Raw genomic sequence first — 24,285 nt, forward strand, 5'->3', positions numbered from 1 at the left:
ACAGCGCTACCGGGCGCTCCGAACGGTGATGCAAACCGCAGAATTGGCCACTCACCCCCGGGTGGACAGGGTCGTTTAGCCGTTCGCAGATGAACTCCTCGCGGAGATGACGCGACTAACCGCCATGGCCAATATTCTAGGGGAGCTTCTGTTTGCACTGATCCGCTCGATTGTTGCTGGATGGGCGTATGCGCTCTGGGTGAAACTGGCGACATGGCTCGAGCCGAAGATCCAACGGCGTTGGGTGAAGGTTGCCGTAGGAGGTCTCCTCGGCCTGGCAGCCTTTTTTATGATTCCGATACTGATGGGGCTGTTGGGCCTTTGAAGACAATGAAATCCGTTCTCGTCCTCGCACTGGCAATCGGGGCGCTCGTCTCGACGGTGCTGCTCGTCATGGAGCAGCTCACCGATTACTCCATCGCTGTGATGGCATGGGAGATGCCGGGCATATCTGCAGCTTACCTATTCTGGGGAGCTGTCGGCAGTTCCGTTTTCCTGGGCGTCGCCATCACCTGGGCCGTGAATGCAATCGTTTACGGGGCAGTCGCCTTCGTCGTTCTTACGGTCGCCAAGCTGGCAATCCGCGGCCTACCGGAGTGATCCGGCAATGACCGTGATGCCGGATATTCGCCCATCCGACGGGAATTGCGGATTACGGTGACGCGCCGTTCGCTGCGTGATCGCGGTGCTCTTCGCCAGCATCGATGCCTTAAGATCCGCACCAAACCCCGCCACGTTCATTCCAAGTGAGTACAATCTAGGCGGGAAACCTATCAAGGAACGGTTGCGCGGATGCGATAGAATAACTGTTGGATGCGCCGGCGATGAGACATGCATCTGAGGCGGATTGATTGCTGTGCCCTACAGCAGACGCACGACCAGAGGGCTCGCTAGCGCTTTGCTTGCTGCTTGCCACGCCTGATTTCCTCGGCTTCGGCCACGAGCTTCAAGGCGGCGCCGTCGTAGCTCAGCTTCAGCCCACGGCCGACGGTCCATGTCCATCCCTCCCGGTCGTCCCTGGTTGGCTGGGCGTTGAATTGGTCGGATATCGATTTGACTGCAGCGTCTTTGGAAGCAGCGTCCTGGGGACCCGGATTGCTCACCTCCGCATTGACGCGCCAGATGGAATGTTTGGGGTCCGGATTCTTGGGGTCAACGTCGTCGGCAAAGATCGTGACCTTGGCGCCGTCGACTACGCATTCAAGGACGTAAGAATCGCGAAGCTGACGGCAGCGGTAGCGCCGTTGCGTGATGAGCTTGTTGGTCTCGTCGAATGTCATGCCGGGCGAAAAGCCGAGGATATCGGACTTCTGCACGAGTGCCAGAGACGCAGGCTTCAGAAAGCCGGGCTGTACCGCCACGAGAACGGCAGCAGCAACAACGGTCAACCCGGCGATAACAATGGCAATCTTCATCAGCCCCTCACAAGAAACGTGCGACCATACAACAGCCGCAGCGTTCTACCAGCCACGGCGCTGCATGGTTCGAGACGCCCGCTTTAGCGGGCTCCTCACCATGAGGGTCTGATATCTCGCCCGCAAAACTGGCCTCATCCTGAGGGCTCGACGCAGGCGCGCACGTATCCTCCGATCATGAACGTGAAAAACCGCCCCTGACATGACCAGAGGCGGCTTTCGCCAAGCGGCGTTTTCGAAACGCGATTAGTGACCGGTGCCGGGCTTCGTCGTCTTCGGCGGCTTGCCGTCTTCGATCCGGCCTTCGTTGCGCAAATCGCGACCTTCCTGGGCCTTCTTCTGGCTCTCGGGGGACTTGCCGTGTTCGTTCATCTCTTCTTTGATGAACCCGGCGCCTTCCTTCACTTTACCTTCAACGCTCATGACGATCTCCTTGCTGGAGATGGGGCAACTCGCGGCGAGACCTGGCCGTTCCGGCACGCGCGGGATTGTGAGGAGTGCAATGCGACAGGTTCCAAAAAGACCCGCATCATGAAATGGCCGTGCCGCTTGTGGAAGCGGCGCGGCCGGGAAGCGAGCCGTACAGGAAGCCGGCTTACTTCATGTTGCTGCGGGTCCTGGTGCCGCCCTGGTCGCTGCCGGGGCCGGAGCCGCCATGGCCGGAGGCGTCGGGCTTCACCATTCCGCCCTTGCTCATGCCGTCATGGCTCATGCCGGTCGTGCCCTTGGTCATCGTGCCCTTGTCCGTGTTGGTCATGCCGGGCTTCTGCATGTTGTCGGACTGTGGGGCAGGGCCGGTCTGGTTCTGCGCAAAGGCAGCGCCGCACATGAGGCCGAGGGCGGCGGTCGCAACGACGAGCTTCTTCATCTCAAACTCCTGGTTGGTTGTGTGGGCCAACGGGAGCGCGGAAGCCGTGTTCCTAAAACAGGGCGTTCCGGAGTGCAAAAATTCTCGTCTTCGCGCGAACCGCTATCACTTCGCTTGAAAACCTTCTAGGCCGCAAGCCGCTGATCGCCCGGGCCCGTCAGGTGCTTGAGCACTTCCGCATGCTCCAGGTCAGGAACCGCGATCGCCGTGTGGCTGTAGCTCGCATGGGTTCGTGAGTTTGCGATCCTGTCGAGGATATCGCCGCCCTTGATGACGTGGAGGCCCATGCCCTCTCCGGACGGGAAGATCGCGAGCACCACGTCATAGGCGGTGATGACGGCGCGAAGCGCTTCGGCCTTGTCTTCGGCAATCTCGACGAACACGCGAACATCGGCCGCGAGTTCACGCAGCTCGTTAAAATCCAGCACTGTGGGTACTCCAACGCAACGATACTGACAGGAGCTTGGAGGCGTTAGGTTACCGAAGTCTCAACGGGGCATGCCCGATCACAGGTTTCTCGACCAGGTGCCGCATGCGATCGATAGGCGCGCCGGCATTGCCGCCTGCTCGGCAATGCGCCGGCACGGGAAGGAGATCTGGAGCGGGGAGGGACGAAGCGCGCCTCGTACCCCTAGGGGCGTCACACGATGCGTGTGTGACTTATGCGCGCTTTACTTGGCGTATCCCTGCGAGCGGAGCCACGCGATCTTGCGGTCGCCGTTGATCCAGTCGTCGGCGTCTGCCTTGCTGGTGAAGCCCTTGATTTCGCGCTGTTCGCTGTCCGGGTAATCCGCCAGGATTTTCCAGTCGTTGTCTGCAATGCGGACGGTTTTGAAGGTCACTTTTGTTTTTGCCATGCCGCATTATGCAGGAGATGGCCGGAAAAGAGAACCTGCCTTGTGACGGTCACCCGCGTGGCCCCGGCGCAGACCTCGGGGCCCAGCCGGATCGGCAATGCGCGGCAGGGCTCCCGGCAAAGGCGAAAGCCCCGCCTGGGGGAAGCGGGGCTCTCTGATGGGGTGAAGTTTGGGGACTTCAAAGAGTTAGACGCCTCCGGGAGAAAATGGTTCAACGCGAAAACGGCGCAAGCTGCGGCATCCTTTGCCGGGGCGTGCGGCCCTCCGCAGAACCCCCTGCTTGCGTTTTGGCCGTCGATGGGTTCTAAGCCCCGTCACTTCATGAAAGTTGGCATGAATCAGAAGCGCGTTGCGCGGTCGGACCGCGTCCTGAGCAAAGCCTGCTCGCGCGCACAGAAGGAAATTCAGACATGGCGAAGATGACGAAGACTCAGTTGATCGATGCAATTGCCGAGGGCACGCAGCTGTCGAAGAACGACGTGAAGTCGGTCATCGAGTACATGGCGACGGTTGGCTACAAAGAGCTCAACGAGTCCGGCGAGTTCGTCATTCCCGGCTTCGTGAAGATGTCGGTGGTGAACAAGCCGGCCACCGAAGCCCGCATGGGCGTCAATCCCTTCACCAAGGAGCCGATGCAGTTCGCCGCGAAGCCGGCGAGCAAGTCGGTGAAGGCCTCTCCTCTGAAGGTGGCCAAGGACTCCGTCTAAGGGCTCGCCAAGGGCTCGCGTTTTCGTTGTGGGACTCTCCTTTTCGCGGAGTGCTGCCGCGGACTGCTGCAATGACTGCTTGCTTGTGCTGAACCAATAAGGAACTCTCTTAGGGAACTCTCGGGCGTCGTCAGGCTTTGCTTCCGAAAGGGAGAAATCACATGACTGGTCTCAGCGAAGAAGAGATTCGAAATCGGGCTTATCACCTCTGGAAGGAGGCCGGCGAGCCCGCGGGCACGATGGACACCTTCTGGTACGAGGCCGAAAAGGAGCTTCTCGCCGAGCGGACCAAGCAAGGCGAAGTCCCACCCGGGATGACCGACAATCTGCCGGTCTGACTTTGCTGGTCTAACAGGCGGACAGAGGCGAGTGTCGACAGTTCTCAAAGCAGCCACCCGGCGTAACACCCGGGATGGCTGCTTTGCTGTTCGGGCCACCGCTCTCAAAGAAAAACCCCGGGCTTGGGGACCGGGGCTCTTCAAGCTGGCAGGCCGCGTCGCGACATGCCGCCAGCACCACTGAATTCGACCTGATAACGCGGGCCGGGAAAATTCGTTCCGGCCGCTAGTCCGGCGACACGGACACGTCGATGATCGCCGGCGTATCGACCTGGCGCTCGCGCCAGACGACGAGATCGCATTTGGGATTGAGCCACTGATATTCGGAGCCGCGCGCCTTCAGGTGCGCGAGCGCTGCATCATGTGCGGCGGTCTGATCCGGCGCTTCGACCATGATCTCCACAGTCTCCTCGATCTGACGCACCACTTCGACGGCGTAGTATTTTCTGGTCACGGTCCCTCGCTCCGGAATGACTAACGGGGAGGGCGATGGCGCGTTCCCCAAAAGAAAAACCCCGCGCTTTCGCGCGGGGCCTTCTTAGCTGGCTGCGATGGGATTTCAGCGCGCCGCCCGCCGCGTTCTCGAACTTAAGGTTGAAAACCCAAAAAGCAACCGCGCCGGCGCGCGGAAGGCTCAAGGCGATCTGCCCGGCGAATTTCGCGAGGAGGGGCTGGACTTTGTGTTCTTCATTTGTTCTAGTGAAGCATCTCTTTGGCGGCGACCATTTGGTTGGAGGTGCCCATGACTGTCGAGAAACAACGCGAAGTGATCAGGCTCTGGAATCAACTCAGGAAGCTCGAAGGTCCGGCCGCGGAAGAACTCCGCATCCAGATCCTCGAATGCTTTTCGGAGAAGGACCTGTCGGGGAAGGAGACGGTGAAGCAAGCGGCGTGATGAGCGTCGCACTACGTCGATGATAACAGGCAATCGCGCCGGCCTTCACCGATCGTTAGGAATCGTTTTGTGCTGATTTCTCGACTCCGATTCGTTCCTTGCGAACGAAATGGAGTCGGATGCAGAACAAGCCGTGGCTTCTGTGTCGATGCGGGACGCGCCCTTCCTGACCAAGCCGGCGTGATGCTTCGCACAGTCCCGTCCGCGTGTCCTCGCTACGAGATGAGGCGAGGGAGACGCGACATGGATGCGTGCTGGTTGCTCGAGATGTTTGCCGAGATCGCGTGTTTTGGTACGACCGGCACCCGCGCTTGCGCAAAGGCAGGCCGTCGGTGCCGCAGGTGCCACCGCGATGGAAATCCGAAGACGCGATGTGAGCGCGCGATCGTTGGCGATGATGCGATCGTTTGCGCACAAACGAAGTGTTAAGACTTGCTTCGCGCCGATTTCTGCGATTCCGATTCGTTCTTCGAGAACGAAAGGCAGGTGAAGCTGGAACAAAGCCGGACGGCGGATCGCCAGAAGCTTCGGCTTCGAGCTTGAAGCGGCTCGCCGAGTTCTGGAGACGCTTCGCCAACTCCTAACGGAAGCTTGCCGCGAAGCCGATAACCCTATTCGGTTAGGTTAAAAGCGCAATCGCGTTGCGCTTGCCGCTGCTTGGGATAGGTGTCTGGCGAAGACGCGATCCGACTTTGCCAACAAGCGACTTTGACCAACAAGCAATTTTGCCAAGAACGAATTCATGACACCTTTTTCAGAACCGAGTTTTTATCAGGGCGACCGCCACACCTACCGGCGCGTCGCCATCGTCGGCACGCTTTTTTGTCTGGCATTCGTAGTGATCAGTATCTCGCTGCGGCCACAGCTCGAGGACACGCGTGTCGCGGTCAAGGCCGACCGGCTGATGCGCACGGCCGGCCAGGCACCGCACGCGAATTAGCGGTCGTCGCCGGAGATCTGATGGTCGGCGGAATTGCTTGGGCACGCGGTGCCCTGTGAGGCGAGCGCCACGAAGCCGGCATAGCCGGACAGGTTGAGCAAGACTTCGAGCCAAACGGGCATGTCGGCCTCTTTTCTCCTTGAAGGCTACGCCAACGTGCGCGCGAAGCGCATGTTCCCGGACAAGAACAACGGCACCTCAAAGCGGGGTGGTGGGGTCGAGCCGCCGGCCGAGGGCGCCTACGGACTCGCTCGACGGCTGTTCCTTGAGGAACTCGGCAATGGCCCGCGCCAGCTCGCCGTCGCTCATCGGCGTCGGCGGCGGGCGCAGCGTGCCGACACCGAAACTGCGGACGATCTCGTCGTAATGCTGATCGCCGGATCTGGGAACGAGCCTGCGGATACGGGCCAGCAATTTGGATATCGGCACTTCATCCTCCTAGGCGCTCCCCGCTGGCAGCAATGGTGGTGCGTTGCCAATTCGCTGTCGTAAAACTGAAAACCCCGCCAGCATTGGTGATGCTGACGGGGTCTTCGTGCTGTTGCCTCAACCCGACGGCGGAGGCTTCCGCACTTGAACAAACAATTCGCGGAACGCGCCCCTGTTCCATGCGTGGCCGGATTTATTCCGAGCTCGGTTCCACAGGCTTGCGCGCAACCATCGCAACGCGCCGGCGTTGTCTGTGCGAGATACGAAGGAGGACATTTATGATCAGGAAGACACTGGCAGTTCTGGCTACCGTTGCGGCCGTCGGCGTGACCACGATCGCGGCGCCTGCGCCCGCCGAGGCGCGCGGCCGCGGCATCGGTCCGGGCCTCGCATTCGGCCTCGCGGCCGGCGCCATCACCGCGGGCGCTGTCGCAGCATCCCATCCTTATGGCTACGGCTACGGCCCGGGGTATGGCTACTATGGCCGCCCGGCCTACGCTTACGGCCCTGGTCCGTACGCCTATTACGGCGATGGACCGTACTACCGCCGCCACCATTATTACCGTCACTGGTAACGGTTGAACAAACGAAAGAGCCCGGAGCAACGCTCCGGGCTCTTTTCATGCCTGGTGATCTGGTGTCGTTACGGCCAGAGCGAGGGCCGTTCCACCTTGCGCGCGTTGTCGAGCGTCGACACGAAATACTCGTCACGCTCGCGTTTGAATTTTTCCTGGGTGGCACGGAAGGCGGCGACACGGGCGGCGATCTCTTCGCGTTCGCGGATTTTACGCTGTTCGTCCTCGGTCATTTCAAATCCCCTCTGCACGTGAGTATGTGTCCTACTGAACCCAAGCACTGCCGCCGCAATCACGTTGAGTCGCGTCAACACATGCATTGGCGCTTCTGATTGGGGCGTCAATGGGGAGGAGGCATTGCAGGATTGTGATAAGCGAGGGTCGGAAAAAATTGCCGACCGCGTCTTGCGCGGCAGTGGATAACAGCGTCAATAATCTTGTCGCTTGCACATGTTGCAGCTAGCGCAAAAACAAATCAGCAAAACCGATCAGCCAAGCCAATCGGCAAAGCAAAACGGGAGGCCGCGTTGATTGCATCGGATCTTCGCAGCGGCGTCGAGCGTCTCGGCGACATGATCGCCGAAGCCAAACGGATCGTGCCGTTCACCGGGGCGGGCATCTCGACGGAGTGCGGCATCCCCGACTTCCGCTCGCCGGGCGGAATTTGGACGCGCAACCGCCCGATCCCATTCGACGAGTTCGTCGCCAGCCGGGAGGCGCGCGACGAATCCTGGCGCCGGCGCTTCGCGATGGAGGAGGTCTTTGCGGCGGCGAGGCCCGGTCGCGGCCATCGCGCGCTCGCCTCGCTCTACCGCGCCGGCAAGGTTCCCGCGATCATCACCCAGAACATCGACAATCTGCACCAGGCCTCAGGCGTCGCGAGCGATCACGTGATCGAACTTCACGGCAACACCACGTATGCGCGCTGCATCGGATGCGGTCAGGCCTATCCGCTCGACTGGGTGAAGCGCCGCATCGACGAGGAGGGCGCCGCGCCCAACTGTACCGTGTGCGACGAGCCGGTGAAGACCGCCACGATCTCCTTCGGCCAGATGATGCCCGAGGACGAAATGCAGCGCGCGACCGCGCTGTCGCAAACCTGCGACCTCTTCATCGCGATCGGTTCCTCGCTGGTGGTATGGCCGGCCGCGGGCTTTCCGATGATGGCGAAGGAATCGGGTGCGCGCCTGGTGATCGTCAATCGCGAGCCTACCGAGCAGGACGACATCGCCGACCTCGTGCTCCGCCACGACATCGGCGAAACGCTCGGGCCCTTTGTCGGTAATTGAGGCAGCAATTTGATTCGCGGCTGTGCAAGCTGTTCATAGGTTCCGGCGAATCTCTTTTTTGTCTATGCCTCGCAACCGGGAGTGTTATCTTTTGAGTCGAAAGATTCGCGTCGCGTCGAGTTGAGAAGATTCTCTAAAGACGCGTGATTCGGCGCCGCCATTCAGGCGGGTTGCATGGCATGTGTGGGGTCCGGGGTTATGGGGTCGTCGGACGGATTTGAGTCCAAGAAGGTCGGAGTTCCCGCGGTGGGCGAACACGGCGGGGGCGGTCGCGACAGCGCACTCAGTCCCTTCACCGGACTTGGTGAGAGCAGCGCCAACCTCGTCGAGGTTCACGGCGTCATCAAATGGTTCGATGCCTCAAAGGGCTACGGCTTCATCGTTCCCGACAATGGTTGGCCCGACGTGCTCCTGCACGTTACCGTGCTTAGGCGCGACGGCTTCCAGACCGCCTACGAGGGCGCCCGCATCGTCGTCGAGTGCATCCAGCGCGCCAAGGGGTACCAGGCGTTCCGCGTGGTCTCGATGGACGAGTCGACTGCGATCCATCCGGCGCAGATGCTGCCGCCGCGCACCCATGTCACGGTGACAGCGACCAGCGGGCTGGAGCGGGCTCAGGTCAAGTGGTTCAACCGGCTGCGCGGTTTCGGCTTCCTGACATGCGGCGAGGGCACCCCCGACATCTTCGTGCACATGGAGACGCTGCGCCGCTTCGGCATGACCGAGTTGCGGCCCGGTCAGTATGTCCTGGTCCGCTTCGGGCCCGGCTCCAAGGGTATGATGGCGGCCGAGATCCATCCCGAGACGGGATCGCCGGTCTCGTCCCACTGATCCAATTCCCGCAATCGTGAGCAGAGGCGCGCTGGCTGGCCGGCGCGCCTCTGGCTTTTCCGGCGACCGCCACGTAAGGACTGGTCCAGTCCCACGCCTCGAGAGCCATCCATGAATTTCGATCGAAAGGCCGTCTTCGCCGTTGCGAAGGGCTGGCTTGCCGCCATCCTCGTCGTCGCCGGCTGTGCCGTCGCGAGCGCGCCGGTCCGCGCCGCCAGCTTCCAGCCGCTCGAGATCGTCACCAAAAACGGCGTGCAGGTGTTCTCGGTCGAGATCGCGACCACCGAGGAGGAGAAGCAGACCGGCCTGATGTACCGCAAGGAACTGGCGGACGGCAAAGGCATGCTGTTCGACTTCAATCCCGAGCAGGAGGTGTCGATGTGGATGAAGAACACCTACGTCTCGCTCGACATGATCTTCATTCGCGCCGACGGCCGAATCCTCCGCATCGCCGAAAATACCGAGCCGATGTCGACAAAGATCATCTCATCCGGGGGGCCCGCGCGGGCTGTTCTGGAGGTGGTGGCAGGCACGGCACAAAAATATGGCATCCGCGCCGGCGATCGCGTCGGCCACCCGCTGTTCGGCAGCAAGTAGGCGGGAAGGGAGCTATTACCCCCGTCCCGGCGGTCTTTTGGGAAGCGTGCTTCGCGCCTTTGGAAGGCTTGCTGGCGCTTTGGGAAGCGTGTATCGACGGGGCTCGCCGGACATTCGGGGTATAGCGCAGCCTGGTAGCGCGGCAGTTTTGGGTACTGCAGGTCGTTGGTTCGAATCCAGCTGCCCCGACCAGTCCCGAGGTGGGCCGGACCCGCGCCTCAGAACAGCAACCGTTCGACGAGGCGCCAGGCGATCCCGGCCAAGCCGACAAGGCGCGTTCAGTGCCGATGCCTGGAGCTGCCAAAGCTTCCCAATCCTCGGCGCTCATTCCCTGCGCAACGCGACTTCCGCGCGATTTTTCAAGGCATTGGGCCGGATCGGGCGGCGCGGAATTCCTGAAACTTTGTCGAACCTTTAGGCGTCGCCCCAGACACATAGGTGTTGGGGGATTTCAGCGCCCAATGCCTAACGGACGCCGCCAAGCGATGATATTCCGCTTGCGCGGCGTTACGCTTTTCCAACCATCAGTTCGTCGCGTACCAGCCGAACGGAAACGGCAGGAACGGCCAGGCCAGCTGATTGTCGTTGGCGACCTTCCGCGGCTCTTGCTCCGGCGCCTTCGCAGGCAGAGCAGGCGGCGTCGATCGTAGCGCCAAGCGCAGACATGCACATTGCAAATTCATCGTAGTGGCCCCCGCCCATCAATCGTTTTCAAAAATTCGCGTCAGTCTGGAAATAACCGCGCGTCCTCAAAACGACGCGCTCATTCTCAAATCGCACACAGTCTAGGAAAATCGGCGACCGCTTTCAACCGGTCTTGCCACGCGCTCACAGGAAGTAAGGTTGACCGGTTAGGTTAAGGGCGAGCGGTTGTTGCGGCGGCCTTCGTGCCTGTTATCAGATCGGTCCGGCTTGCGATGGGCTGCCTGAAATCGTGCTCACACGACATCACAGTTCGTCGCAGCGCTCGTATCTTGTGAGTTCTGCATCATGTCTTTCGATCGCAACGTCCGAACCATCGGTCCGCAGGCGAGCTGGACCGAGATCTGGCACCTCTGGACGGTGTTCGTGCCGCGCCGCTCGATCAACGGACAGCTCGTTTACGGCAAGGTCTGGCGCCGCCACGACGGTCGCGACTGGATCTACAAGAAGTTTACCGAGTACGACGGCGAAGTGGCGGCCTAGCAGGCCGCGCCCGTTAACCCGAATGCCTCTCGCCCGCGGCCGATCCCGGCGTCTGCACACGCGGCAGCGGCAATTTGAAGTGACGCTTCGCGTAGGCGACGATTTCGTTATCGGAGGGATGATCGGCCGCTTCCACCGCGGCAATCCGCGTGGCGATGTCGGGCGCGTGTGCGCGAATGTGGCTGGCAAGCTCCGTCTTTCCACTCGCCGGACCGATGATCAGGATTTCGCCGGCATCGGCGAGGGCTTTGGTCACGTCGGCAAGGAACGCCTTGTCCGGCGCGGCATGGCCGCTGCCAATCGCGTTGGCCTTGTGATGAAGATGACGCGTCGCCAACTGCGGATGCAGTGTGATTTCGTCCGAGCCGCTCAGACCGAGATGGAAGATCCGGGCCTGGGAATGGTCGATCCATACCACGGCGTGAAAATGAGAGGGCATGTGCTTGGGCCTTGTCCGAGGGGAGGGCGCCGACATCGCTGCGGCGGGTGCGTCGCGGCGACATTAGGCCGGCGGGGCGCCGCCCTGGTTGAGGCAGGTCAATCCGATCCCGGACAAGCCGAAACAGTCCAGCGGACTGAACGGAGCCTGGAGGACCAGGCAACCGGCTCAGGCTGCTTTTGCGGCCGCAGGCTTGGGCGGCGGCGGCTTCAGCGGCTTGTCCTGCTTCTTCGACCAGGAGATGTAATAGGCCACCGTCGTCATGATCGCGATGCCGGCGACGCTGACGAAGATCTGCGCGAACAGCGAGCCCGAGCTCATCGACAGCTCGAAATGACCGACGAAGGACAGGAACACGCCGACGCAGAACACGGCGAGCGACTGCTGGCCGCACACGATGATGGGGTCGAACCCTTTCCATTCCAGGCCCGGCCAGTCCTTCGGCACGAAGCGGATCACCAGGATCACGATCACGACGAAGTGGATGAAGCGGTAGGGCGCAAGATTGGTCTTGTCATTCGGATTGAACGCCGAGAACAGCCATTCCGGGAACATACCGCCGAGGGTCGGGAAGCGGCCGGCCATGGTCATGACCAGCGCGAACAGCATGTAGCCGAGACAGAGCCACAGCGTGACCGGCGCGTTGATCAACGTCATCGAGCGCCGCGCGCCGCCCATGGCGCACCAGGCGCCGAACACGAACAGCACCTGCCAGCAATACGGGTTGAAGTACCACTGTCCGGCCGGATAGGCGTTCAGGTTCAAGCCGAAATGGCGCGCGGTCAGCCACAGCACGATGGACAATGCCATCGTCAGGTCCGGCTTGCGCAGCATGAACCAGAGCACCGGCGGAAACAGCCCCATCAGCACGATGTAGAGTGGCAGCACGTCGAGATTGAGCGGCTTGAAGCGCAGGAACAGGCCCTGGCGCAGCGTCTCGGTGGCGTTGTCGACCAGGCCCGCGACGTTGAACTCGTTGATCATCTCGGAATCGCCGAAGCGCAGCGCCAGATAGCTGATCGAGGCGATGTAGATCACGAACAGGATGATGTGGGCGACGTAGAGCTGCCAGACCCGCTTGGTCAGCCTCGTGGCGCCGACCAGGAAGCCGCGCTCGAGCATCATCCGGGCATAGACGAAGGAGGCGGTGTAGCCGGAGATGAAAACGAACAGATCGGCGGCGTCGGAAAAGCCGTAGTTGCGGGTGGTGATCCAGTTCACCACGTTGTCGGGGATATGGTCGAGGAAGATCGCCCAGTTCGCGATGCCGCGAAACAGGTCGAGCCTGAGGTCACGGCCCTTCTCGGGAAGCGTGGCGTTGATGTTCAGGAAGGACATGCGACGGGAGCTTTCGGAGGGGACGGATAGGTGGGCGTCAACGAAGCAGGGCCGCCGGGCGAGATCCCGGCGCGGAAGGCGGGTACGCAATTGTCACGATGCAGCATAGTGATTATACCGGTCGGCGAGGCATCCCGGGGGCCGGAATCACCGATTAGTTCCCAAAAGGTGTCTCTATACTATGCCCGCGGTTTCCACCAACTGCTACCGTGACGCATCGAAATCGAACGAAAAGACGAGAAGAGGGCCGGACGATCCATGACCGCACGCATTTTCAAGCCCGCCAAGAACGCGATGCAATCCGGCCGGTCGAAGACCAAGGAATGGCAGCTCGACTACGAGCCCGAGCAGCCGCGCGCGGTCGAGCCGCTGATGGGCTGGACCTCGTCCGGCGACATGAAGCAGCAGATCACGCTGCACTTCCACAGCAAGGAAGAGGCGGTCGCCTATTGCGAGCGCAAGGGCATCGCCTACCAGGTGATCGAGCCGAAGGAATCGGTGCGCCGTCCGGTCGCCTATGCGGACAATTTCTCGTTCCGCCGCGGCGAACCCTGGACGCATTGAGGACGGGCCACGCTCCGTGACTCGCGTCATGCCCGGGCTTGCCGTCTTCGCTGAAGCTTCGCCGGCCCAACACTGAATGCCCGGCGAAGCCTTGGCGGAGCCGGGTCCCGGGCATCCTTGTTTTAGCCCCCGCGTAAGAGCCCGCGGCTGGCGGGAATAAGCTCGGCCAACCATGCGCATTCTTCCCATAGTCCTGCCCTTGGCAGCCATTCCGCTCCGTGCTTCGCTGCCTCGCATAAGTCGAGCATGACGAGGTGGGCTATGGCGGGGCGTGACCAGCTCGACGGCGTCGATCTGAAAATACTCTCCGAATTGCAGCAGGACGGGCGGGTTCGCAACAACGAGCTGGCGCTGCGCGTCGGGGTGTCCGGGCCCAACTGCGTGAGGCGGCTGAAATCGCTGTTCAGCCGCGGCGTGATCCGGGCGGTGCGCGCCGTCATCGACGAGCGGCTGCTCGGCTACGAGGTGGTGTCGTTCGTCTCGATCCAGCTCGGCAGCCAGGCCCAGCCGGTGCTGGCGGCGTTCGAGAGCTCGGTCGCGGCGATCCCCCGTATCCAGCAGTGCTGGCGGATTTCGGGCGACACCGACTATCTTCTCAAATGCGTTGCGCCGAGCGTCGAGAGCATGCGCCAGCAGCTCCTGCATTTCGCCGCGATGCCGAACGTGAAGAACGTCCGCAGCTTCCCGGTGCTGGGCGTGGCAAAGGACGTTCCGCTGCCGTTGCAGGAGATCGCGGCGGCAGGATAGTTCGGCGGCGAAGGCTTCCAAACCTGGCTCGCACAACGACATCCAAAAAATCCGAAGGCGCCGGAGTAATTCCCTTACCGGGATACAAATTCGGATAAGGCGGATAAAAAGATAAGTAACTCACCTAACTGTGAGCGCTGGCCTTCCAGCCGAAGCAGACGCAGTCGCGCACCAAGTTTCGCCCGGGTGGGCAGGCAAACTCGAACTGATCGAGACCGGTTTCGGAATGATGCGGCCTCCGAGTGGACCTCGGAGGCCGCACCAGCTGAGAGCCCCCGCGTCAGCGATACCTGCCGCGAAACTCGCGCGGTGAGGTGCCGGCCCAGGTGCGGAAGGCGCGGGAAAAGCTCTTCTCGTTGCGGAAGCCGGCGATCTCCGCGATCCGCTTGATCGGGCTACGACCGCGCATCAGCTCCTGCTTGGCAAGCTCGAATTTTGCCTCTTCCTTGAGATCGCGAAGCGAGGTCGCTTCATCGCGCAGGCGCCGATGCATGGTGCGGGTGGAGAGTGCCAGCTCGCGCGCGACATCCTCGGCTCCGAGACTGCGTCCGCGCGCATTGCGGAGCACGCGGCGAACGCGCTCGACCAGCAGCCGGTCGCGCCGATAGGGTAGCACTGTCAGCCGCAGCGCGCCCTTGAGCATGTTGTCGAGGTCCGCCGCGCTCCGGGTGAGCGGCAGCGACAGATAATGCTTGTCGAAGGTGATGGAAGCACGGTCAGCATCGAAGCGGACGTTTCGGCAAAAGATGGTCGGATAGACCGAGACGTGGCCGGGCTCGGGGTGTGGAAATTCCGCGGCGCGGAGCGCGATCCTGGAATCTACAGCCCAGCAGGAAAAGCCGAGAACATAGCGGAGCAGGGTGACCAGGCAGAATTCGCGTAAAGGTCCGAGGTCGGCCAGTTCGCGGATGGACACGACCGCGGTCTCCTTGCCGACCTCGAGATCGAGCAGCACGTCTTCTGTAAGCAGACGATGGTGCCGACACCAGCGCTTGAGCGCGACCTCCAGCGTCGGGGCGGTGATTGAGGCGCGGCACAGCATGCCGTAGGTGCCGAAGGGCAGCCGCCGCGAGAACCAGCCGAGCGCCTCGTCATCCAGTTCGCGCATGGCGTGGCCCGCCAGCGCCTCGAACTGGCCGGCCGTGACCCGCCCATCCGGAGAATTGACAAGGTCTGGCGTTACCTGACCCCGGCTCAGCGCCTCGGTCGGATCGCGGCCGTAGCGTTCGTAAGCGGCAACGACGCCGCGGACGAAGGCGGCAGGGGTCACGGCACGGCGCGGGATCGCGGTTGCGACTTGAAAAGGCATCGGAAACCCTCTGGGAAAATCCTCGCCAAGTTTGGCGGAAAATGCAACCTTTTCGACGGCAGAAGGGCCCCGTTGCCGCTAGGTTCGGTCCCCAAAATACGGAGGAATCGCCTTGAATATCCCGAGCATCGATTTCGATCTGGGCGAAGACATCAGCATGCTGCGCGACACGCTGCGCGCCTTCGTGGAGGCGGAGATCGCCCCGCGTGCCGCCGATATCGAGAGAGCCAATCTATTCCCGGCGGACCTGTGGAAGCGCCTCGGCGACCTCGGCCTGCTCGGCATGACCGCGCCGGAGCAATATGGCGGCTCCAACATGGGTTATCTCGCCCATATCGTCGCGATGGAGGAGATTTCGCGCGGCTCGGCCGCGGTCGGGCTCTCCTACGGCGCCCACTCAAATCTCTGCGTCAACCAGATCCGCCGCAACGGCAATGATGCGCAGCGCGAGCGCTATCTGCCAAAGCTGATCTCCGGCGAGTATGTCGGCGCGCTCGCGATGTCCGAGCCCGGCGCCGGCTCAGACGTCGTCTCGATGAAGCTGCGCGCCGACAAGCGCGGCGACCGTTATGTGCTCAACGGCTCGAAGATGTGGATCACCAATGGCGGAGATGCCGACGTGCTGGTGGTCTATGCCAAGACCGATCCGGAAGCGGGTCCACGCGGCATGACCGCCTTCCTGGTCGAGAAGGGGACGAAGGGCTTCAGCCACGGCCAGCATCTCGACAAGCTCGGCATGCGCGGCTCCAACACGTATCCGCTGTTCTTCGACGAATGCGAGGTGCCGGAGGAGAACGTGCTTGGCAAGGTGGGCGAGGGCGTCAAGGTGCTGATGTCCGGGCTCGACTATGAGCGCACGGTGCTCTCGGGCGGCCCACTCGGGATCATGGCGGCCTGCATGGACGCGGTGGTGCCCTACATGCACGAGCGCAAGCAGTTTGGGCAGCCGATCGGCGACTTCCAGCTCATGCAGGGCAAGCTCGCCGACATGTACGCGACCTGGCAGGCCACGCGTGCCTATGTCTATGCGGTGGGGCGTGCCTGCGACCGCGCCGATCACGCGCGCAGCTTGCGCAAGGACGCCGCCGCTGCGATCCTCTATTCAGCGGAGAAGGCGACCTGGATGGCGGGCGAGGCGATCCAGGCGCTGGGCGGGGTCGGCTACACATCCGAATTTCCGGTCGGACGTCTGTGGCGCGATGCCAAGCTCTATGAGATCGGCGCCGGCACCTCGGAGGTCCGGCGCATGCTGATCGGGCGCGAATTGATGGCCGAGACGGCTTAAAACCTTCACGCAATTGGAATCAACATGCCGCTCCATTCCAGCATCGATACGTCTTCATCGGACTTTGCCCGCAATTCCGAGGCCATGCGCACTCTCGTCGCAGATTTGCGCGAAAAGCTGAGCCAGGTCGCCGGCGGCGGCGGCGAGGTCTCGCGCAACCGCCATACCTCGCGCGGCAAGATGCTGGCGCGCGAGCGCGTCGACCTGCTGGTCGATCCCGGCACCTCGTTCATGGAGCTGTCGCCGCTCGCGGCCTATGGCCTCTATGGCGGCGACGTGCATTCGGCGAGCGTCGTCACCGGGGTCGGGCGCATCTCGGGCCGCGAATGCGTGATCGTCGCCAACGACGCCACCATCAAGGGTGGCACTTATTATCCTATGACCGTGAAGAAGCATCTGCGTGCGCAGGACGTGGCGCGGCAGAACAATCTTCCCTGCGTCTACATGGTCGATTCCGGTGGCGCCTTCCTGCCGCTGCAGGACGAGATCTTTCCGGACGAGCGGCATTTCGGCCGCATCTTCTACAACCAGGCCCAGATGTCGTCGCAAGGTATCCCGCAGATTGCCATCGTGATGGGTTCCTGCACGGCCGGCGGCGCCTATGTCCCCGCGATGTCGGACGAGAGCATCATCGTGCGCAATCAAGGCACCATCTTCCTCGGCGGGCCGCCGCTGGTGAAGGCGGCGACGGGCGAGGTGGTGACCGCCGAGGAGCTCGGTGGCGCCGACGTGCATTCGCGGCAATCGGGGGTGACCGATCATTACGCCCAGAACGACGCGCATGCGATCGGCATCGCCCGCCGCATCGTCGGTACGCTGAAGCCAGCGGTACGGCCAAACCTCAACATGCATCCGCCGCGTGATCCCTTGTTTGCGGCGGAAGAGATCTACGGCGTGGTGCCCGTCGACGGGCGCAAGCCGTTCGATGTGCGCGACATCATCGCGCGCGTCGTCGACGGTTCCGAGTTCGACGAGTTCAAGAAGCTCTACGGCACGACGCTGGTGTGCGGCTTCGCCCACATCTGGGGTTTTCCGGTCGGCATCATCGCCAACAACGGCATTCTCTTCAGTGAAAGTTCGCTGAAGGGGGCGCATTTCATCGAGCTGTGCTGCCAGCGCGGCATTCCGCTGGTGTTCCTGCAGAACATCACCGGCTTCATGGTCGGAAAGAAATACGAAGCCGGCGGCATCGCCCGCGACGGCGCCAAGCTGGTAACGGCGGTCGCGACGGCCTCCGTGCCGAAATTCACCGTGGTGATCGGCGGCTCCTACGGCGCCGGTAATTACGGCATGTGCGGCCGCGCCTACTCACCGCGCTTCCTGTGGATGTGGCCAAACGCCCGCATCTCGGTGATGGGCGGCGAGCAGGCCTCGATGGTGTTGAGCCAGGTCCGGCGCGACAATATCGAGGCGAAGGGCGATAGCTGGTCGAAAGAAGACGAAGAGACATTCCGCGAGCCGATCCGCGCGCAATATGAGAGCCAGGGGCACCCGTATTACGCGACCGCGCGGCTGTGGGACGATGGCGTGATCGACCCGGCCGACACGCGCCTCGTGCTCGGCCTTGGCCTCTCGGCGGCGTCGAATGCGCCGATCGAGCCGACGAAATTCGGCCTGTTCAGGATGTGATGCGATGGACCGCTCAAAGCTCTACCGCCGTTTTCGCACGCTCCTGATCGCCAACCGCGGCGAGATTGCCTGCCGCGTGATCCGCACAGCGCGCGCCATGGGCCTGCGCTCGGTCGCGGTCTATTCCGAGGCCGACCGCGACGCGATGCATGTCGCGCTCGCCGACGAGGCCGTGCTGCTCGGGCCCGCTCGCGCCCGCGACAGCTATCTCAATGTCGAGCGGCTGATCGAGGCCGCGCGCAAGACGGGCGCAGAGGCGATCCATCCCGGCTACGGCTTCCTGTCGGAGAACGCCGAATTCGCCCAGGCGTGTTTCGACGCGGGCCTGGTCTTCGTCGGCCCGACGGCCGGGATGATGACGGCGATGGGCTCGAAGTCCGGCTCGAAGGCTTTGATGGAGAAGGCCGGCGTACCGCTGGTGCCCGGCTATCACGGCGAGGCCCAGGACGATGCGACGCTGGCGAAGGCGGCAGAGAAGGTTGGTTTCCCAATTCTGGTGAAGGCGTCCGCCGGCGGCGGCGGCCGTGGTATGCGCATCGTTCGCTCCGCGGATGAACTCGCGCCTGCAATCGTCAGCGCGAAGCGCGAGGCCAAGGCCGCGTTCGGCGACGACCGCATGCTGATCGAAAAATATGTCGACAACCCTAGGCATATCGAGGTGCAGGTGATCGGCGACAGCCACGGCAATCTGCTGTCGCTGTTCGAGCGCGAATGCACGCTGCAGCGCCGCCACCAGAAGGTGATCGAGGAGGCGCCGTCGCCGACGCTCAATGCGGCCCAGCGCGAGACGGTCTGTGCCGCCGCGCGAAAGGCGGCCGGAGCCGTCAACTATGTCGGCGCCGGCACCATCGAGTTCGTCTCCGACGGCAAGGACGTGTTTTTCATCGAGATGAACACCCGCCTCCAGGTCGAGCATCCCGTGACCGAGCTGATCACCGGGATCGATCTCGTCGAGTGGCAGCTCCGCGTCGCCTTCGGCGAGATGCTGCCCTTGAAGCAGGACGAGATCCGCCTCAACGGTCATGCGGTCGAGGCGCGCGTCTACGCGGAAAACCCGACCAGGAATTTCATGCCATCGGTTGGAAAGATTTCGACCTGGCGTCTGCCCGCTGAAACCGGGGGGCTGCGCATCGACTCCGGCTATCGGGAGGGCGATACGGTCTCGCCGTACTACGATGCGATGCTAGCTAAGATGATCGCCTGGGCGCCGACGCGTGATGTCGCGATCGAGCGGCTGAACCGCGGGCTGGAAGAGTCCGACGTCCGCGGCATCGTCAGCAATATCCCGTTCCTGTCGGCGCTGATGACGCATCCGAAGGTGAGGGCGAATGCAATCGACACCGGCTTCATCGAGCGCGAGCTGGCGGTTCTGACGCAGGCCTCGCCGGCGCCGGGCGAGCTCGAGCTCTGCGCCGCGGTGGCTGCGATCGTCAATGATGAGCGGCAGGCCGCGCAAGGCGAGGCGAGCTCGCCCTGGCAGACGTTTGGCTGGATGCCGGTCGGCCGCCGCCAGCGCGGCTTTGCTTTCCGCGTTGGCCACGGACCCGAGCAGAAGGTCGCTCTAAACTACGGCAGCGGCCCGTCGACGCTGATGATCGGCGAACGCGAGCTGGCGTTTGCGATTGTGCCGAGAGATGGCGGGTTCGATCTCACGCTCGACGGCGTCAAATCGTCGGTCGCGGCCGTGATCGACGGTCATGAGCTGTATTTGCGTACGCGCAACGGCCGCTTCGATCTGCACTGGATCGATCCGTTCGGCGGCGAGACCGAGGAGCAGGCCGGCGCGGACAAGATCGCGGCGCCTTTGCCGGGCACGGTCGTCGCCGTGCTGGCGGAGGAGGGCGCCAAGCTCGAGAAGGGCGCGCCGATCCTCACCCTGGAAGTGATGAAGATGGAGCAGACGCTGCGCGCGCCCTATGCCGGCGTGCTGAAGTCGATCAAATGCAAGGTCGGCGACATCGTCCAGGAGGGCGTCGAGCTCGCCGTGGTCGAGCCTTCCGGAGAATAAGATGAGCGATCAGGTCCGCATCATCGAAATGGGGCCGCGGGACGGCCTCCAGAACGAGAAGACGGCGGTCAGCGTCGAGGCCCGCATCGCCTTCATCGAGGCGCTGGTCGCGGCCGGCCTCAATACAGTCGAAGTCGGTGCCTTCGTCTCGCCCAAGGCGATCCCGCAGATGGCGAGCTCGGATGCTGTGCTGCGCGGCGTCAGCCATTTGACCGGTGCCGAATTCCACGTGCTGGTGCCGAACGAGAAGGGCTATGACGCCGCGCGCGCGGCCGGAGCGAAGATCGTCTCGGTGTTCGCCGCGGCCTCCGAGGGCTTTTCGCGGGCCAACATCAATTGCACGGTCGCGGAGTCCGTCGAACGGTTCAAGCCGGTGCTGACGCGCGCCAAGGCCGATGGTGTCAAGGTCCGCGGCTATATCTCCTGCGTGCTGGGCTGTCCCTTTGACGGCGAGATCAAGCCGAAAGCCGTCGCCGATCTCGCCACCACGCTGTGGGAGCTCGGCTGCTACGAGATCTCGCTCGGCGACACCATCGGGGTCGGCACGCCGGCCAAAGCCAAGGAGATGCTGCGGGCGGTCAGCGCCAACATCCCGCCCGCCAAGCTCGCGATGCATTTTCACGACACCTACGGCCAGGCGCTCGCCAATCTCCATGCGGGGATGGAGGAGGGCGTCCGCGTCATCGACGCCGCCGCGGGCGGCCTCGGCGGTTGTCCCTACGCGCCCGGCGCGACCGGCAATGTCGCGACCGAGGACGTCGTCTATATGCTCGAGGGCATGGGGATCAGGACCGGCGTCGATATGGACCGGTTGCTGGCGGCCACGAACGAGATGAGTGGCGTGCTCGGCAAGCCGCCCGTGAGCCGCGTGGCCTCCGCGTTGAATGCGAAGAAGAGGCGCGCGGGCTCCTAGTTCTCCGTCATTGCGAGCGCAGCGAAGCAATGACGGTGGACGCAGCCGCTACCTGCTCCCGTCCGGCCCCATCACCAGGTCCGGCAGCGCGGTCGAGATCCCCGGCACGAAGCACAGCAGCAGCACCGCGACCATCATCAGCAACACGAACGGCAGCGTGCCCCAGATCACCTCGCGCAGGGGAATATCCGGCGCGACGTTGCGGATGACGAAGATGTTGAGGCCGACGGGTGGATGGATCAGTCCCATTTCCATCACGATGGTCATGACGACGCCGAACCAGATGATGTCGAAGTTCGCCGCGCGGAGCGGCGGCAGGATGATCGGCGCGGTCATGAGAATAATCGAGACCGGCGGCAGGAAGAAGCCGAGCACGACGACCATGACGAGGATCGCGAACAAGAGGCCCCAGCGCGGCAGATGCATCGCGACGACGGATTCGGCGGCCGATTGCGAGATGTGCAGGTAGCTCATCACGTAGGAGTAGAGCAGTGACATGCCGATGATCATCATCAGCATGGTCGATTCCCGGATCGTCGATTTCAGGATCGGGGCGAGGTCGCTTGGCCGCCACACGCTGTAGATCGCCGCGATCAATGCCAGCGCCAAGAGGCCGCCGAGGCCGGCGGTCTCCGACGGCGTGGCGTAGCCGCCATAGAGCGCGATCATGACGCCGGTGAGCAGCAGCACGAAGGGGATCACGCGCGGCAGCACGCTGAAGCGTTCCGCGAGCGTGTACTCGTCGCGGGCGAGGATCGCAGCTTCCGGGCCGCCGTTCTTGTAGATCGCTTCGGCCGCGGCATATTCCTGGCGGAAGCGGATCACGGCGTAGATTCCGAACAGCGAGACCAGCAGCAGGCCGGGTCCGATGCCGGCGAGGAATAGCCGTCCCAGCGATTTTTCGGCAGCGACCGCAAACAGGATCATGGTGATCGACGGCGGCAGCAGGATGCCGAGCGTGCCGCCGGCGGCGATGATCCCCGCGGCAAAGCCGCCGGAATAGCCGCGTTTACGCATCTCGGGGATGCCGGCCGAGCCGATTGCCGAGCAGGTCGCGGGCGAGGAGCCCGCCATCGCCGCAAACAGCGCGCAGGCGAATACGTTGGCGACGCCGAGGCCGCCAGGGACGCGGTGCAGCCAGGCGTGCAGGGCCGAGTAGAGATCCTGGCCGGCGCGCGACTTGCCGATCGCGGCGCCCTTCAGGATGAAGAGCGGGATCGACAGCAGCGTGATCGAGGCCATTTCCTCGTAGACGTTCTGCGTCACCGTATCGAGAGAGGCGGCGGGCATGTAGATGCCCATGAACACCACCGCGACCGCGCCGAGCGCGAACGCGATCGGCATGCCCGAAAACATCACGACCAGCGTCGCGATTCCGTACGCGAGGCCGATACCGAAAACGCTCATGAACGCCTGGCTCCAGCGAAAGGCAGCGCAAGCTGCACGAGGATCTGGACGCAGAGCAGACTCATGCCGAACGCCATCAGCGAATAGGGGATGGCCAGCGGCGGCGACCACATCGAGTTCGAGACCTGGCCGTCGACATAGGCTTCATGCGCCAGCGTCCAGGACTTCCAGGCGAAGAAAGCGCAGAACAGAAACGTCACGGCATCGACCAGCCAGAGCCTGATCCGGTTCGCCAGCGGCGAGAGCAGGCCGACGAAGGCCTCGATGCCGATGTGACCGCGGTTCTGCTGTACGTAGGCGGCGGTCATGAAGGTGGCGCCGACCAGCAGGAACACCGCCGCCTCGTCCTGCCAGTAATTGGCGGCCTTGAACAAGGCGCGGCTGAGCACGCTGTAGCTCAGGATGGCGCAGGCGGCGATCAGCGCGATCGCGGCGAACACGACGATGATGTTGTTGAGGATGGCGAGACCGCGATCGATCGCCGCCGCAAGGCCGGTCCTTGCGGCAGCGTTGGCCTTGGCGTCACGATCCGGAAGCGGACCGTGGCTCATGCCGCGACGTCGGTCGCGAGCTTGAGCAGGTTGGCCGAGGTCGCGGTCTTGGCGCCGTAGTCCTTCCACGCGGTGTCGCGGGCGATGTCACGCCACTTGCCGACGGTCGCGGCATCGAGCGCCGAGACCTTGGCGCCGGCCTTCTCGTAGACCTTGGCGACCTCGATGTCGTCGTCCTGCGCGCCCTTGCGGCCGAAGGCTTCGAGCTCGGTGCCGACCGCGAGCAGGATGTCCTGCTGGTTCTTCGGCAGCTTGTCGAAGATCGCCTTCGACATCATCAGCGGCTCGAGCATGAACCAGTAGGACGCGCCTGCGCCCGAGGTCAGCGATTTCGCGACCTCTTCGAGGCGGAACGAGATCAGGCTGGTTGAGGAGGTGATGCCGGCATCACAGGCGCCCGTCTGCATCGCTGCATAGATTTCGTTCGAGGGCACCGACAGCACCGAGGCGCCGGCGGTCTGCAGCACCATGTCCATCTCGCGCGAGCCGCCGCGCACCTTGAGACCCTTGGCATCTTCGGGGGCCACGATCGGCTTGGAGCGGCTGGCGACGCCGCCGGCCTGCCACACCCAGCTGAGCAGGATGATGCCCTTGTCGGCGAGGAAGTCGGTCAGCGCCTTGCCGACCGGCTCCTTCTTCCAGCGCATGCCCTGGTCGTAGGTGGTGACGAGGCCCGGCATCAGGCCGATATTGGTTTCCGGCAACTCGCCGCCGGCGTAGGGCATCGGATAGAGGCTGATGTCGAGCGCGCCCTTGCGCATCGCGGAGAACTGCGCGTTGGTCTTGATCAGCGAGGAGTTCGGATAAATCTCGGCCGCGATGTCGCCGTTGCTGCGCTTGGCGACTTCGGCGGCGAACATGCGGCAGAGCCGGTCTCGGAAATCGCCCTTGTCGACGGTGCCGCCGGGGAATTGGTGCGAGATCTTCAGGGTGGTCGCGGCATGCGCGGTGCCGGTACCGAAACGGAGAATGGCGGGTGCGGCGACGGCGGTCGCAATCAGATGGCGGCGCGTAAGCATGGTGTGATCCCTTTGGACGTTTCTTTGAACGGTTCTTGTTTGCTGTGACTTTGGGTGGGCCTTCGAGACCGTGCTGAGGCCTATCCTAGCCGGTCTTTCAGACAATGTTCTCTAGTCTGATAGTTCGAGACCGAATGCCGCGGCAAGTGT

General features: G+C 63.1%; 32 protein-coding genes and 1 tRNA gene. 18 read left to right on the top strand and 15 right to left on the bottom strand.

All coding sequences use genetic code 11. The annotated features are described in order from the left end of the window. The first annotated feature begins 124 nt into the window (after positions 1-124). On the top strand, positions 125-325 hold the full coding sequence (locus AC0L2F_RS29310) for a hypothetical protein (protein ID WP_007591403.1): 201 nt from the start codon (positions 125-127) through the stop codon (positions 323-325). 5 nt (positions 326-330) lie between these two features. After that, the gene (locus AC0L2F_RS29315) at positions 331-600 is read left to right on the top strand and encodes a hypothetical protein (RefSeq protein ID WP_473250780.1); all 270 of its coding nucleotides are present in this window, start codon (positions 331-333) and stop codon (positions 598-600) included. Positions 601-890: 290 nt separating this feature from the next. Here AC0L2F_RS29315 and AC0L2F_RS29320 read toward each other — a convergent pair whose 3' ends face one another. From AC0L2F_RS29320 to AC0L2F_RS29340, 5 genes are all read right to left on the bottom strand, one after another. Continuing rightward, on the bottom strand, positions 891-1,415 hold the full coding sequence (locus AC0L2F_RS29320) for a hypothetical protein (protein WP_473250781.1): 525 nt from the start codon (positions 1,413-1,415) through the stop codon (positions 891-893). Between the two features lie 246 nt (positions 1,416-1,661). Then, a complete protein-coding gene (locus tag AC0L2F_RS29325) occupies positions 1,662-1,838 on the bottom strand; it encodes a hypothetical protein (RefSeq protein WP_007610124.1) in 177 nt (58 codons plus the stop codon). Between the two features lie 172 nt (positions 1,839-2,010). Further along, positions 2,011-2,283: a hypothetical protein gene (locus tag AC0L2F_RS29330; RefSeq protein ID WP_473250782.1), complete on the bottom strand. Its 273-nt coding sequence runs from the start codon at positions 2,281-2,283 to the stop codon at positions 2,011-2,013. 125 nt (positions 2,284-2,408) lie between these two features. Further along, positions 2,409-2,711, bottom strand: coding sequence for a hypothetical protein (locus AC0L2F_RS29335; RefSeq protein WP_063994336.1), 303 nt, complete (start codon positions 2,709-2,711; stop codon positions 2,409-2,411). Positions 2,712-2,954: 243 nt separating this feature from the next. Continuing rightward, positions 2,955-3,125, bottom strand: coding sequence for a hypothetical protein (locus AC0L2F_RS29340; protein WP_231170940.1), 171 nt, complete (start codon positions 3,123-3,125; stop codon positions 2,955-2,957). A gap of 425 nt (positions 3,126-3,550) precedes the next feature. Between AC0L2F_RS29340 and AC0L2F_RS29345 the strand changes: the two genes are divergently transcribed. Further along, on the top strand, positions 3,551-3,847 hold the full coding sequence (locus tag AC0L2F_RS29345) for an HU family DNA-binding protein (RefSeq protein WP_007591377.1): 297 nt from the start codon (positions 3,551-3,553) through the stop codon (positions 3,845-3,847). Positions 3,848-4,008: 161 nt separating this feature from the next. Beyond that, positions 4,009-4,185, top strand: coding sequence for a DUF2934 domain-containing protein (locus AC0L2F_RS29350; protein ID WP_007610132.1), 177 nt, complete (start codon positions 4,009-4,011; stop codon positions 4,183-4,185). Between the two features lie 226 nt (positions 4,186-4,411). Here the strand turns inward: AC0L2F_RS29350 and AC0L2F_RS29355 are convergent, their stop codons facing one another. Beyond that, the gene (locus AC0L2F_RS29355) at positions 4,412-4,639 is read right to left on the bottom strand and encodes a hypothetical protein (RefSeq protein ID WP_007610136.1); all 228 of its coding nucleotides are present in this window, start codon (positions 4,637-4,639) and stop codon (positions 4,412-4,414) included. A 288-nt stretch (positions 4,640-4,927) separates the two neighbouring features. Between AC0L2F_RS29355 and AC0L2F_RS29360 the strand changes: the two genes are divergently transcribed. Next, positions 4,928-5,080, top strand: coding sequence for a hypothetical protein (locus AC0L2F_RS29360; RefSeq protein ID WP_007610141.1), 153 nt, complete (start codon positions 4,928-4,930; stop codon positions 5,078-5,080). 742 nt (positions 5,081-5,822) lie between these two features. After that, positions 5,823-6,020: a hypothetical protein gene (locus AC0L2F_RS29365; RefSeq protein ID WP_473250783.1), complete on the top strand. Its 198-nt coding sequence runs from the start codon at positions 5,823-5,825 to the stop codon at positions 6,018-6,020. Here the strand turns inward: AC0L2F_RS29365 and AC0L2F_RS29370 are convergent. Next, positions 6,017-6,142: a hypothetical protein gene (locus AC0L2F_RS29370; protein ID WP_473250784.1), complete on the bottom strand. Its 126-nt coding sequence runs from the start codon at positions 6,140-6,142 to the stop codon at positions 6,017-6,019. The two genes, AC0L2F_RS29365 and AC0L2F_RS29370, sit on opposite strands and share 4 nt — an antisense overlap. A gap of 76 nt (positions 6,143-6,218) precedes the next feature. Further along, positions 6,219-6,449: a hypothetical protein gene (locus AC0L2F_RS29375; protein WP_007610151.1), complete on the bottom strand. Its 231-nt coding sequence runs from the start codon at positions 6,447-6,449 to the stop codon at positions 6,219-6,221. 278 nt (positions 6,450-6,727) lie between these two features. On the opposite strand from AC0L2F_RS29375, the gene AC0L2F_RS29380 reads away from it, so the two are divergent. Then, a complete protein-coding gene (locus tag AC0L2F_RS29380; RefSeq protein ID WP_275174556.1) occupies positions 6,728-7,024 on the top strand; it encodes a hypothetical protein in 297 nt (98 codons plus the stop codon). Positions 7,025-7,092: 68 nt separating this feature from the next. Here the strand turns inward: AC0L2F_RS29380 and AC0L2F_RS29385 are convergent, their stop codons facing one another. After that, entirely contained in the window at positions 7,093-7,257 is a 165-nt protein-coding gene (locus AC0L2F_RS29385) for a hypothetical protein (protein WP_007610153.1), read from the bottom strand. 294 nt (positions 7,258-7,551) lie between these two features. Between AC0L2F_RS29385 and AC0L2F_RS29390 the strand changes: the two genes are divergently transcribed. The 5 genes from AC0L2F_RS29390 (at position 7,552) to AC0L2F_RS29410 (ending at position 10,926) form a co-directional block, all read left to right on the top strand. After that, positions 7,552-8,313, top strand: coding sequence for an SIR2 family NAD-dependent protein deacylase (locus AC0L2F_RS29390; RefSeq protein WP_473250785.1), 762 nt, complete (start codon positions 7,552-7,554; stop codon positions 8,311-8,313). 198 nt (positions 8,314-8,511) lie between these two features. Further along, entirely contained in the window at positions 8,512-9,144 is a 633-nt protein-coding gene (locus AC0L2F_RS29395) for a cold-shock protein (protein ID WP_018457757.1), read from the top strand. A gap of 111 nt (positions 9,145-9,255) precedes the next feature. Then, positions 9,256-9,741, top strand: a complete 486-nt coding sequence (locus AC0L2F_RS29400) for a DUF192 domain-containing protein (RefSeq protein ID WP_473250786.1) — start codon at positions 9,256-9,258, stop codon at positions 9,739-9,741. 115 nt (positions 9,742-9,856) lie between these two features. Further along, positions 9,857-9,933 (top strand) — tRNA-Pro (locus tag AC0L2F_RS29405). Between the two features lie 798 nt (positions 9,934-10,731). Next, a complete protein-coding gene (locus tag AC0L2F_RS29410) occupies positions 10,732-10,926 on the top strand; it encodes a hypothetical protein (RefSeq protein ID WP_007610164.1) in 195 nt (64 codons plus the stop codon). A 13-nt stretch (positions 10,927-10,939) separates the two neighbouring features. On the opposite strand, the gene AC0L2F_RS29415 is transcribed toward AC0L2F_RS29410, so the two are convergent. After that, positions 10,940-11,365, bottom strand: a complete 426-nt coding sequence (locus AC0L2F_RS29415) for a translational machinery protein (protein WP_473250787.1) — start codon at positions 11,363-11,365, stop codon at positions 10,940-10,942. A 168-nt stretch (positions 11,366-11,533) separates the two neighbouring features. After that, a complete protein-coding gene (locus AC0L2F_RS29420; protein WP_456652149.1) occupies positions 11,534-12,703 on the bottom strand; it encodes an OpgC domain-containing protein in 1,170 nt (389 codons plus the stop codon). A gap of 258 nt (positions 12,704-12,961) precedes the next feature. Between AC0L2F_RS29420 and AC0L2F_RS29425 the strand changes: the two genes are divergently transcribed. Together AC0L2F_RS29425 and AC0L2F_RS29430 are read left to right on the top strand one after the other, a co-directional pair. Next, entirely contained in the window at positions 12,962-13,267 is a 306-nt protein-coding gene (locus AC0L2F_RS29425) for an ETC complex I subunit (RefSeq protein ID WP_007591346.1), read from the top strand. 261 nt (positions 13,268-13,528) lie between these two features. Then, positions 13,529-14,014, top strand: a complete 486-nt coding sequence (locus AC0L2F_RS29430) for an Lrp/AsnC family transcriptional regulator (RefSeq protein ID WP_007610167.1) — start codon at positions 13,529-13,531, stop codon at positions 14,012-14,014. 280 nt (positions 14,015-14,294) lie between these two features. Here AC0L2F_RS29430 and AC0L2F_RS29435 read toward each other — a convergent pair whose 3' ends face one another. Further along, positions 14,295-15,323 carry an AraC family transcriptional regulator gene (locus AC0L2F_RS29435; protein ID WP_473250788.1) on the bottom strand — a complete coding sequence of 343 codons (1,029 nt, stop codon included), beginning with the start codon at positions 15,321-15,323 and terminating at the stop codon, positions 14,295-14,297. A 157-nt stretch (positions 15,324-15,480) separates the two neighbouring features. Between AC0L2F_RS29435 and AC0L2F_RS29440 the strand changes: the two genes are divergently transcribed. Genes AC0L2F_RS29440 through AC0L2F_RS29455 form a run of 4 tightly spaced genes read left to right on the top strand, consistent with a single transcriptional unit; the run spans position 15,481 to position 21,158 of the window. Then, positions 15,481-16,608 carry an isovaleryl-CoA dehydrogenase gene (locus AC0L2F_RS29440; protein ID WP_473250818.1) on the top strand — a complete coding sequence of 376 codons (1,128 nt, stop codon included), beginning with the start codon at positions 15,481-15,483 and terminating at the stop codon, positions 16,606-16,608. A gap of 24 nt (positions 16,609-16,632) precedes the next feature. Then, the gene (locus tag AC0L2F_RS29445) at positions 16,633-18,237 is read left to right on the top strand and encodes a carboxyl transferase domain-containing protein (RefSeq protein ID WP_473250789.1); all 1,605 of its coding nucleotides are present in this window, start codon (positions 16,633-16,635) and stop codon (positions 18,235-18,237) included. A gap of 4 nt (positions 18,238-18,241) precedes the next feature. Next, the gene (locus tag AC0L2F_RS29450) at positions 18,242-20,245 is read left to right on the top strand and encodes an acetyl/propionyl/methylcrotonyl-CoA carboxylase subunit alpha (protein WP_473250790.1); all 2,004 of its coding nucleotides are present in this window, start codon (positions 18,242-18,244) and stop codon (positions 20,243-20,245) included. Position 20,246: 1 nt separating this feature from the next. Further along, the gene (locus AC0L2F_RS29455) at positions 20,247-21,158 is read left to right on the top strand and encodes a hydroxymethylglutaryl-CoA lyase (protein WP_473250791.1); all 912 of its coding nucleotides are present in this window, start codon (positions 20,247-20,249) and stop codon (positions 21,156-21,158) included. Positions 21,159-21,206: 48 nt separating this feature from the next. On the opposite strand, the gene AC0L2F_RS29460 is transcribed toward AC0L2F_RS29455, so the two are convergent. The 3 genes from AC0L2F_RS29460 to AC0L2F_RS29470 are packed head-to-tail and all read right to left on the bottom strand — an operon-like array spanning position 21,207 to position 24,135. After that, positions 21,207-22,565, bottom strand: coding sequence for a TRAP transporter large permease (locus AC0L2F_RS29460; RefSeq protein ID WP_063994346.1), 1,359 nt, complete (start codon positions 22,563-22,565; stop codon positions 21,207-21,209). Beyond that, positions 22,562-23,116, bottom strand: a complete 555-nt coding sequence (locus AC0L2F_RS29465; protein WP_007610176.1) for a TRAP transporter small permease — start codon at positions 23,114-23,116, stop codon at positions 22,562-22,564. Before AC0L2F_RS29465 ends, AC0L2F_RS29460 begins: the two co-directional genes overlap by 4 nt. After that, positions 23,113-24,135 carry a TRAP transporter substrate-binding protein gene (locus tag AC0L2F_RS29470; RefSeq protein ID WP_473250792.1) on the bottom strand — a complete coding sequence of 341 codons (1,023 nt, stop codon included), beginning with the start codon at positions 24,133-24,135 and terminating at the stop codon, positions 23,113-23,115. Before AC0L2F_RS29470 ends, AC0L2F_RS29465 begins: the two co-directional genes overlap by 4 nt. Positions 24,136-24,285: the final 150 nt, after the last annotated feature.

The organism is Bradyrhizobium sp. Ken64 (assembly GCF_055807555.1).

Bases quoted from the DNA above. Each gene is read 5' to 3' on its own strand.
- AC0L2F_RS29365 (WP_473250783.1), top strand. From the start codon at position 5,823: ATGACACCTTTTTCAGAACCGAGTTTTTATCAGGGCGACCGCCACACC.
- AC0L2F_RS29350 (WP_007610132.1), top strand. From the start codon at position 4,009: ATGACTGGTCTCAGCGAAGAAGAGATTCGAAATCGGGCTTATCACCTC.
- AC0L2F_RS29380 (WP_275174556.1), top strand. From the start codon at position 6,728: ATGATCAGGAAGACACTGGCAGTTCTGGCTACCGTTGCGGCCGTCGGC.
- AC0L2F_RS29430 (WP_007610167.1), top strand. From the start codon at position 13,529: ATGGCGGGGCGTGACCAGCTCGACGGCGTCGATCTGAAAATACTCTCC.
- AC0L2F_RS29455 (WP_473250791.1), top strand. From the start codon at position 20,247: ATGAGCGATCAGGTCCGCATCATCGAAATGGGGCCGCGGGACGGCCTC.
- AC0L2F_RS29345 (WP_007591377.1), top strand. From the start codon at position 3,551: ATGGCGAAGATGACGAAGACTCAGTTGATCGATGCAATTGCCGAGGGC.
- AC0L2F_RS29470 (WP_473250792.1), bottom strand. From the start codon at position 24,135: ATGCTTACGCGCCGCCATCTGATTGCGACCGCCGTCGCCGCACCCGCC.
- AC0L2F_RS29325 (WP_007610124.1), bottom strand. From the start codon at position 1,838: ATGAGCGTTGAAGGTAAAGTGAAGGAAGGCGCCGGGTTCATCAAAGAA.
- AC0L2F_RS29415 (WP_473250787.1), bottom strand. From the start codon at position 11,365: ATGCCCTCTCATTTTCACGCCGTGGTATGGATCGACCATTCCCAGGCC.
- AC0L2F_RS29400 (WP_473250786.1), top strand. From the start codon at position 9,256: ATGAATTTCGATCGAAAGGCCGTCTTCGCCGTTGCGAAGGGCTGGCTT.
- AC0L2F_RS29315 (WP_473250780.1), top strand. From the start codon at position 331: ATGAAATCCGTTCTCGTCCTCGCACTGGCAATCGGGGCGCTCGTCTCG.
- AC0L2F_RS29385 (WP_007610153.1), bottom strand. From the start codon at position 7,257: ATGACCGAGGACGAACAGCGTAAAATCCGCGAACGCGAAGAGATCGCC.
- AC0L2F_RS29370 (WP_473250784.1), bottom strand. From the start codon at position 6,142: ATGCCCGTTTGGCTCGAAGTCTTGCTCAACCTGTCCGGCTATGCCGGC.
- AC0L2F_RS29440 (WP_473250818.1), top strand. From the start codon at position 15,481: ATGCTGCGCGACACGCTGCGCGCCTTCGTGGAGGCGGAGATCGCCCCG.
- AC0L2F_RS29445 (WP_473250789.1), top strand. From the start codon at position 16,633: ATGCCGCTCCATTCCAGCATCGATACGTCTTCATCGGACTTTGCCCGC.
- AC0L2F_RS29320 (WP_473250781.1), bottom strand. From the start codon at position 1,415: ATGAAGATTGCCATTGTTATCGCCGGGTTGACCGTTGTTGCTGCTGCC.
- AC0L2F_RS29360 (WP_007610141.1), top strand. From the start codon at position 4,928: ATGACTGTCGAGAAACAACGCGAAGTGATCAGGCTCTGGAATCAACTC.
- AC0L2F_RS29435 (WP_473250788.1), bottom strand. From the start codon at position 15,323: ATGCCTTTTCAAGTCGCAACCGCGATCCCGCGCCGTGCCGTGACCCCT.
- AC0L2F_RS29330 (WP_473250782.1), bottom strand. From the start codon at position 2,283: ATGAAGAAGCTCGTCGTTGCGACCGCCGCCCTCGGCCTCATGTGCGGC.
- AC0L2F_RS29425 (WP_007591346.1), top strand. From the start codon at position 12,962: ATGACCGCACGCATTTTCAAGCCCGCCAAGAACGCGATGCAATCCGGC.
- AC0L2F_RS29310 (WP_007591403.1), top strand. From the start codon at position 125: ATGGCCAATATTCTAGGGGAGCTTCTGTTTGCACTGATCCGCTCGATT.
- AC0L2F_RS29410 (WP_007610164.1), top strand. From the start codon at position 10,732: ATGTCTTTCGATCGCAACGTCCGAACCATCGGTCCGCAGGCGAGCTGG.
- AC0L2F_RS29450 (WP_473250790.1), top strand. From the start codon at position 18,242: ATGGACCGCTCAAAGCTCTACCGCCGTTTTCGCACGCTCCTGATCGCC.
- AC0L2F_RS29465 (WP_007610176.1), bottom strand. From the start codon at position 23,116: ATGAGCCACGGTCCGCTTCCGGATCGTGACGCCAAGGCCAACGCTGCC.
- AC0L2F_RS29460 (WP_063994346.1), bottom strand. From the start codon at position 22,565: ATGAGCGTTTTCGGTATCGGCCTCGCGTACGGAATCGCGACGCTGGTC.
- AC0L2F_RS29395 (WP_018457757.1), top strand. From the start codon at position 8,512: ATGGGGTCGTCGGACGGATTTGAGTCCAAGAAGGTCGGAGTTCCCGCG.
- AC0L2F_RS29420 (WP_456652149.1), bottom strand. From the start codon at position 12,703: ATGTCCTTCCTGAACATCAACGCCACGCTTCCCGAGAAGGGCCGTGAC.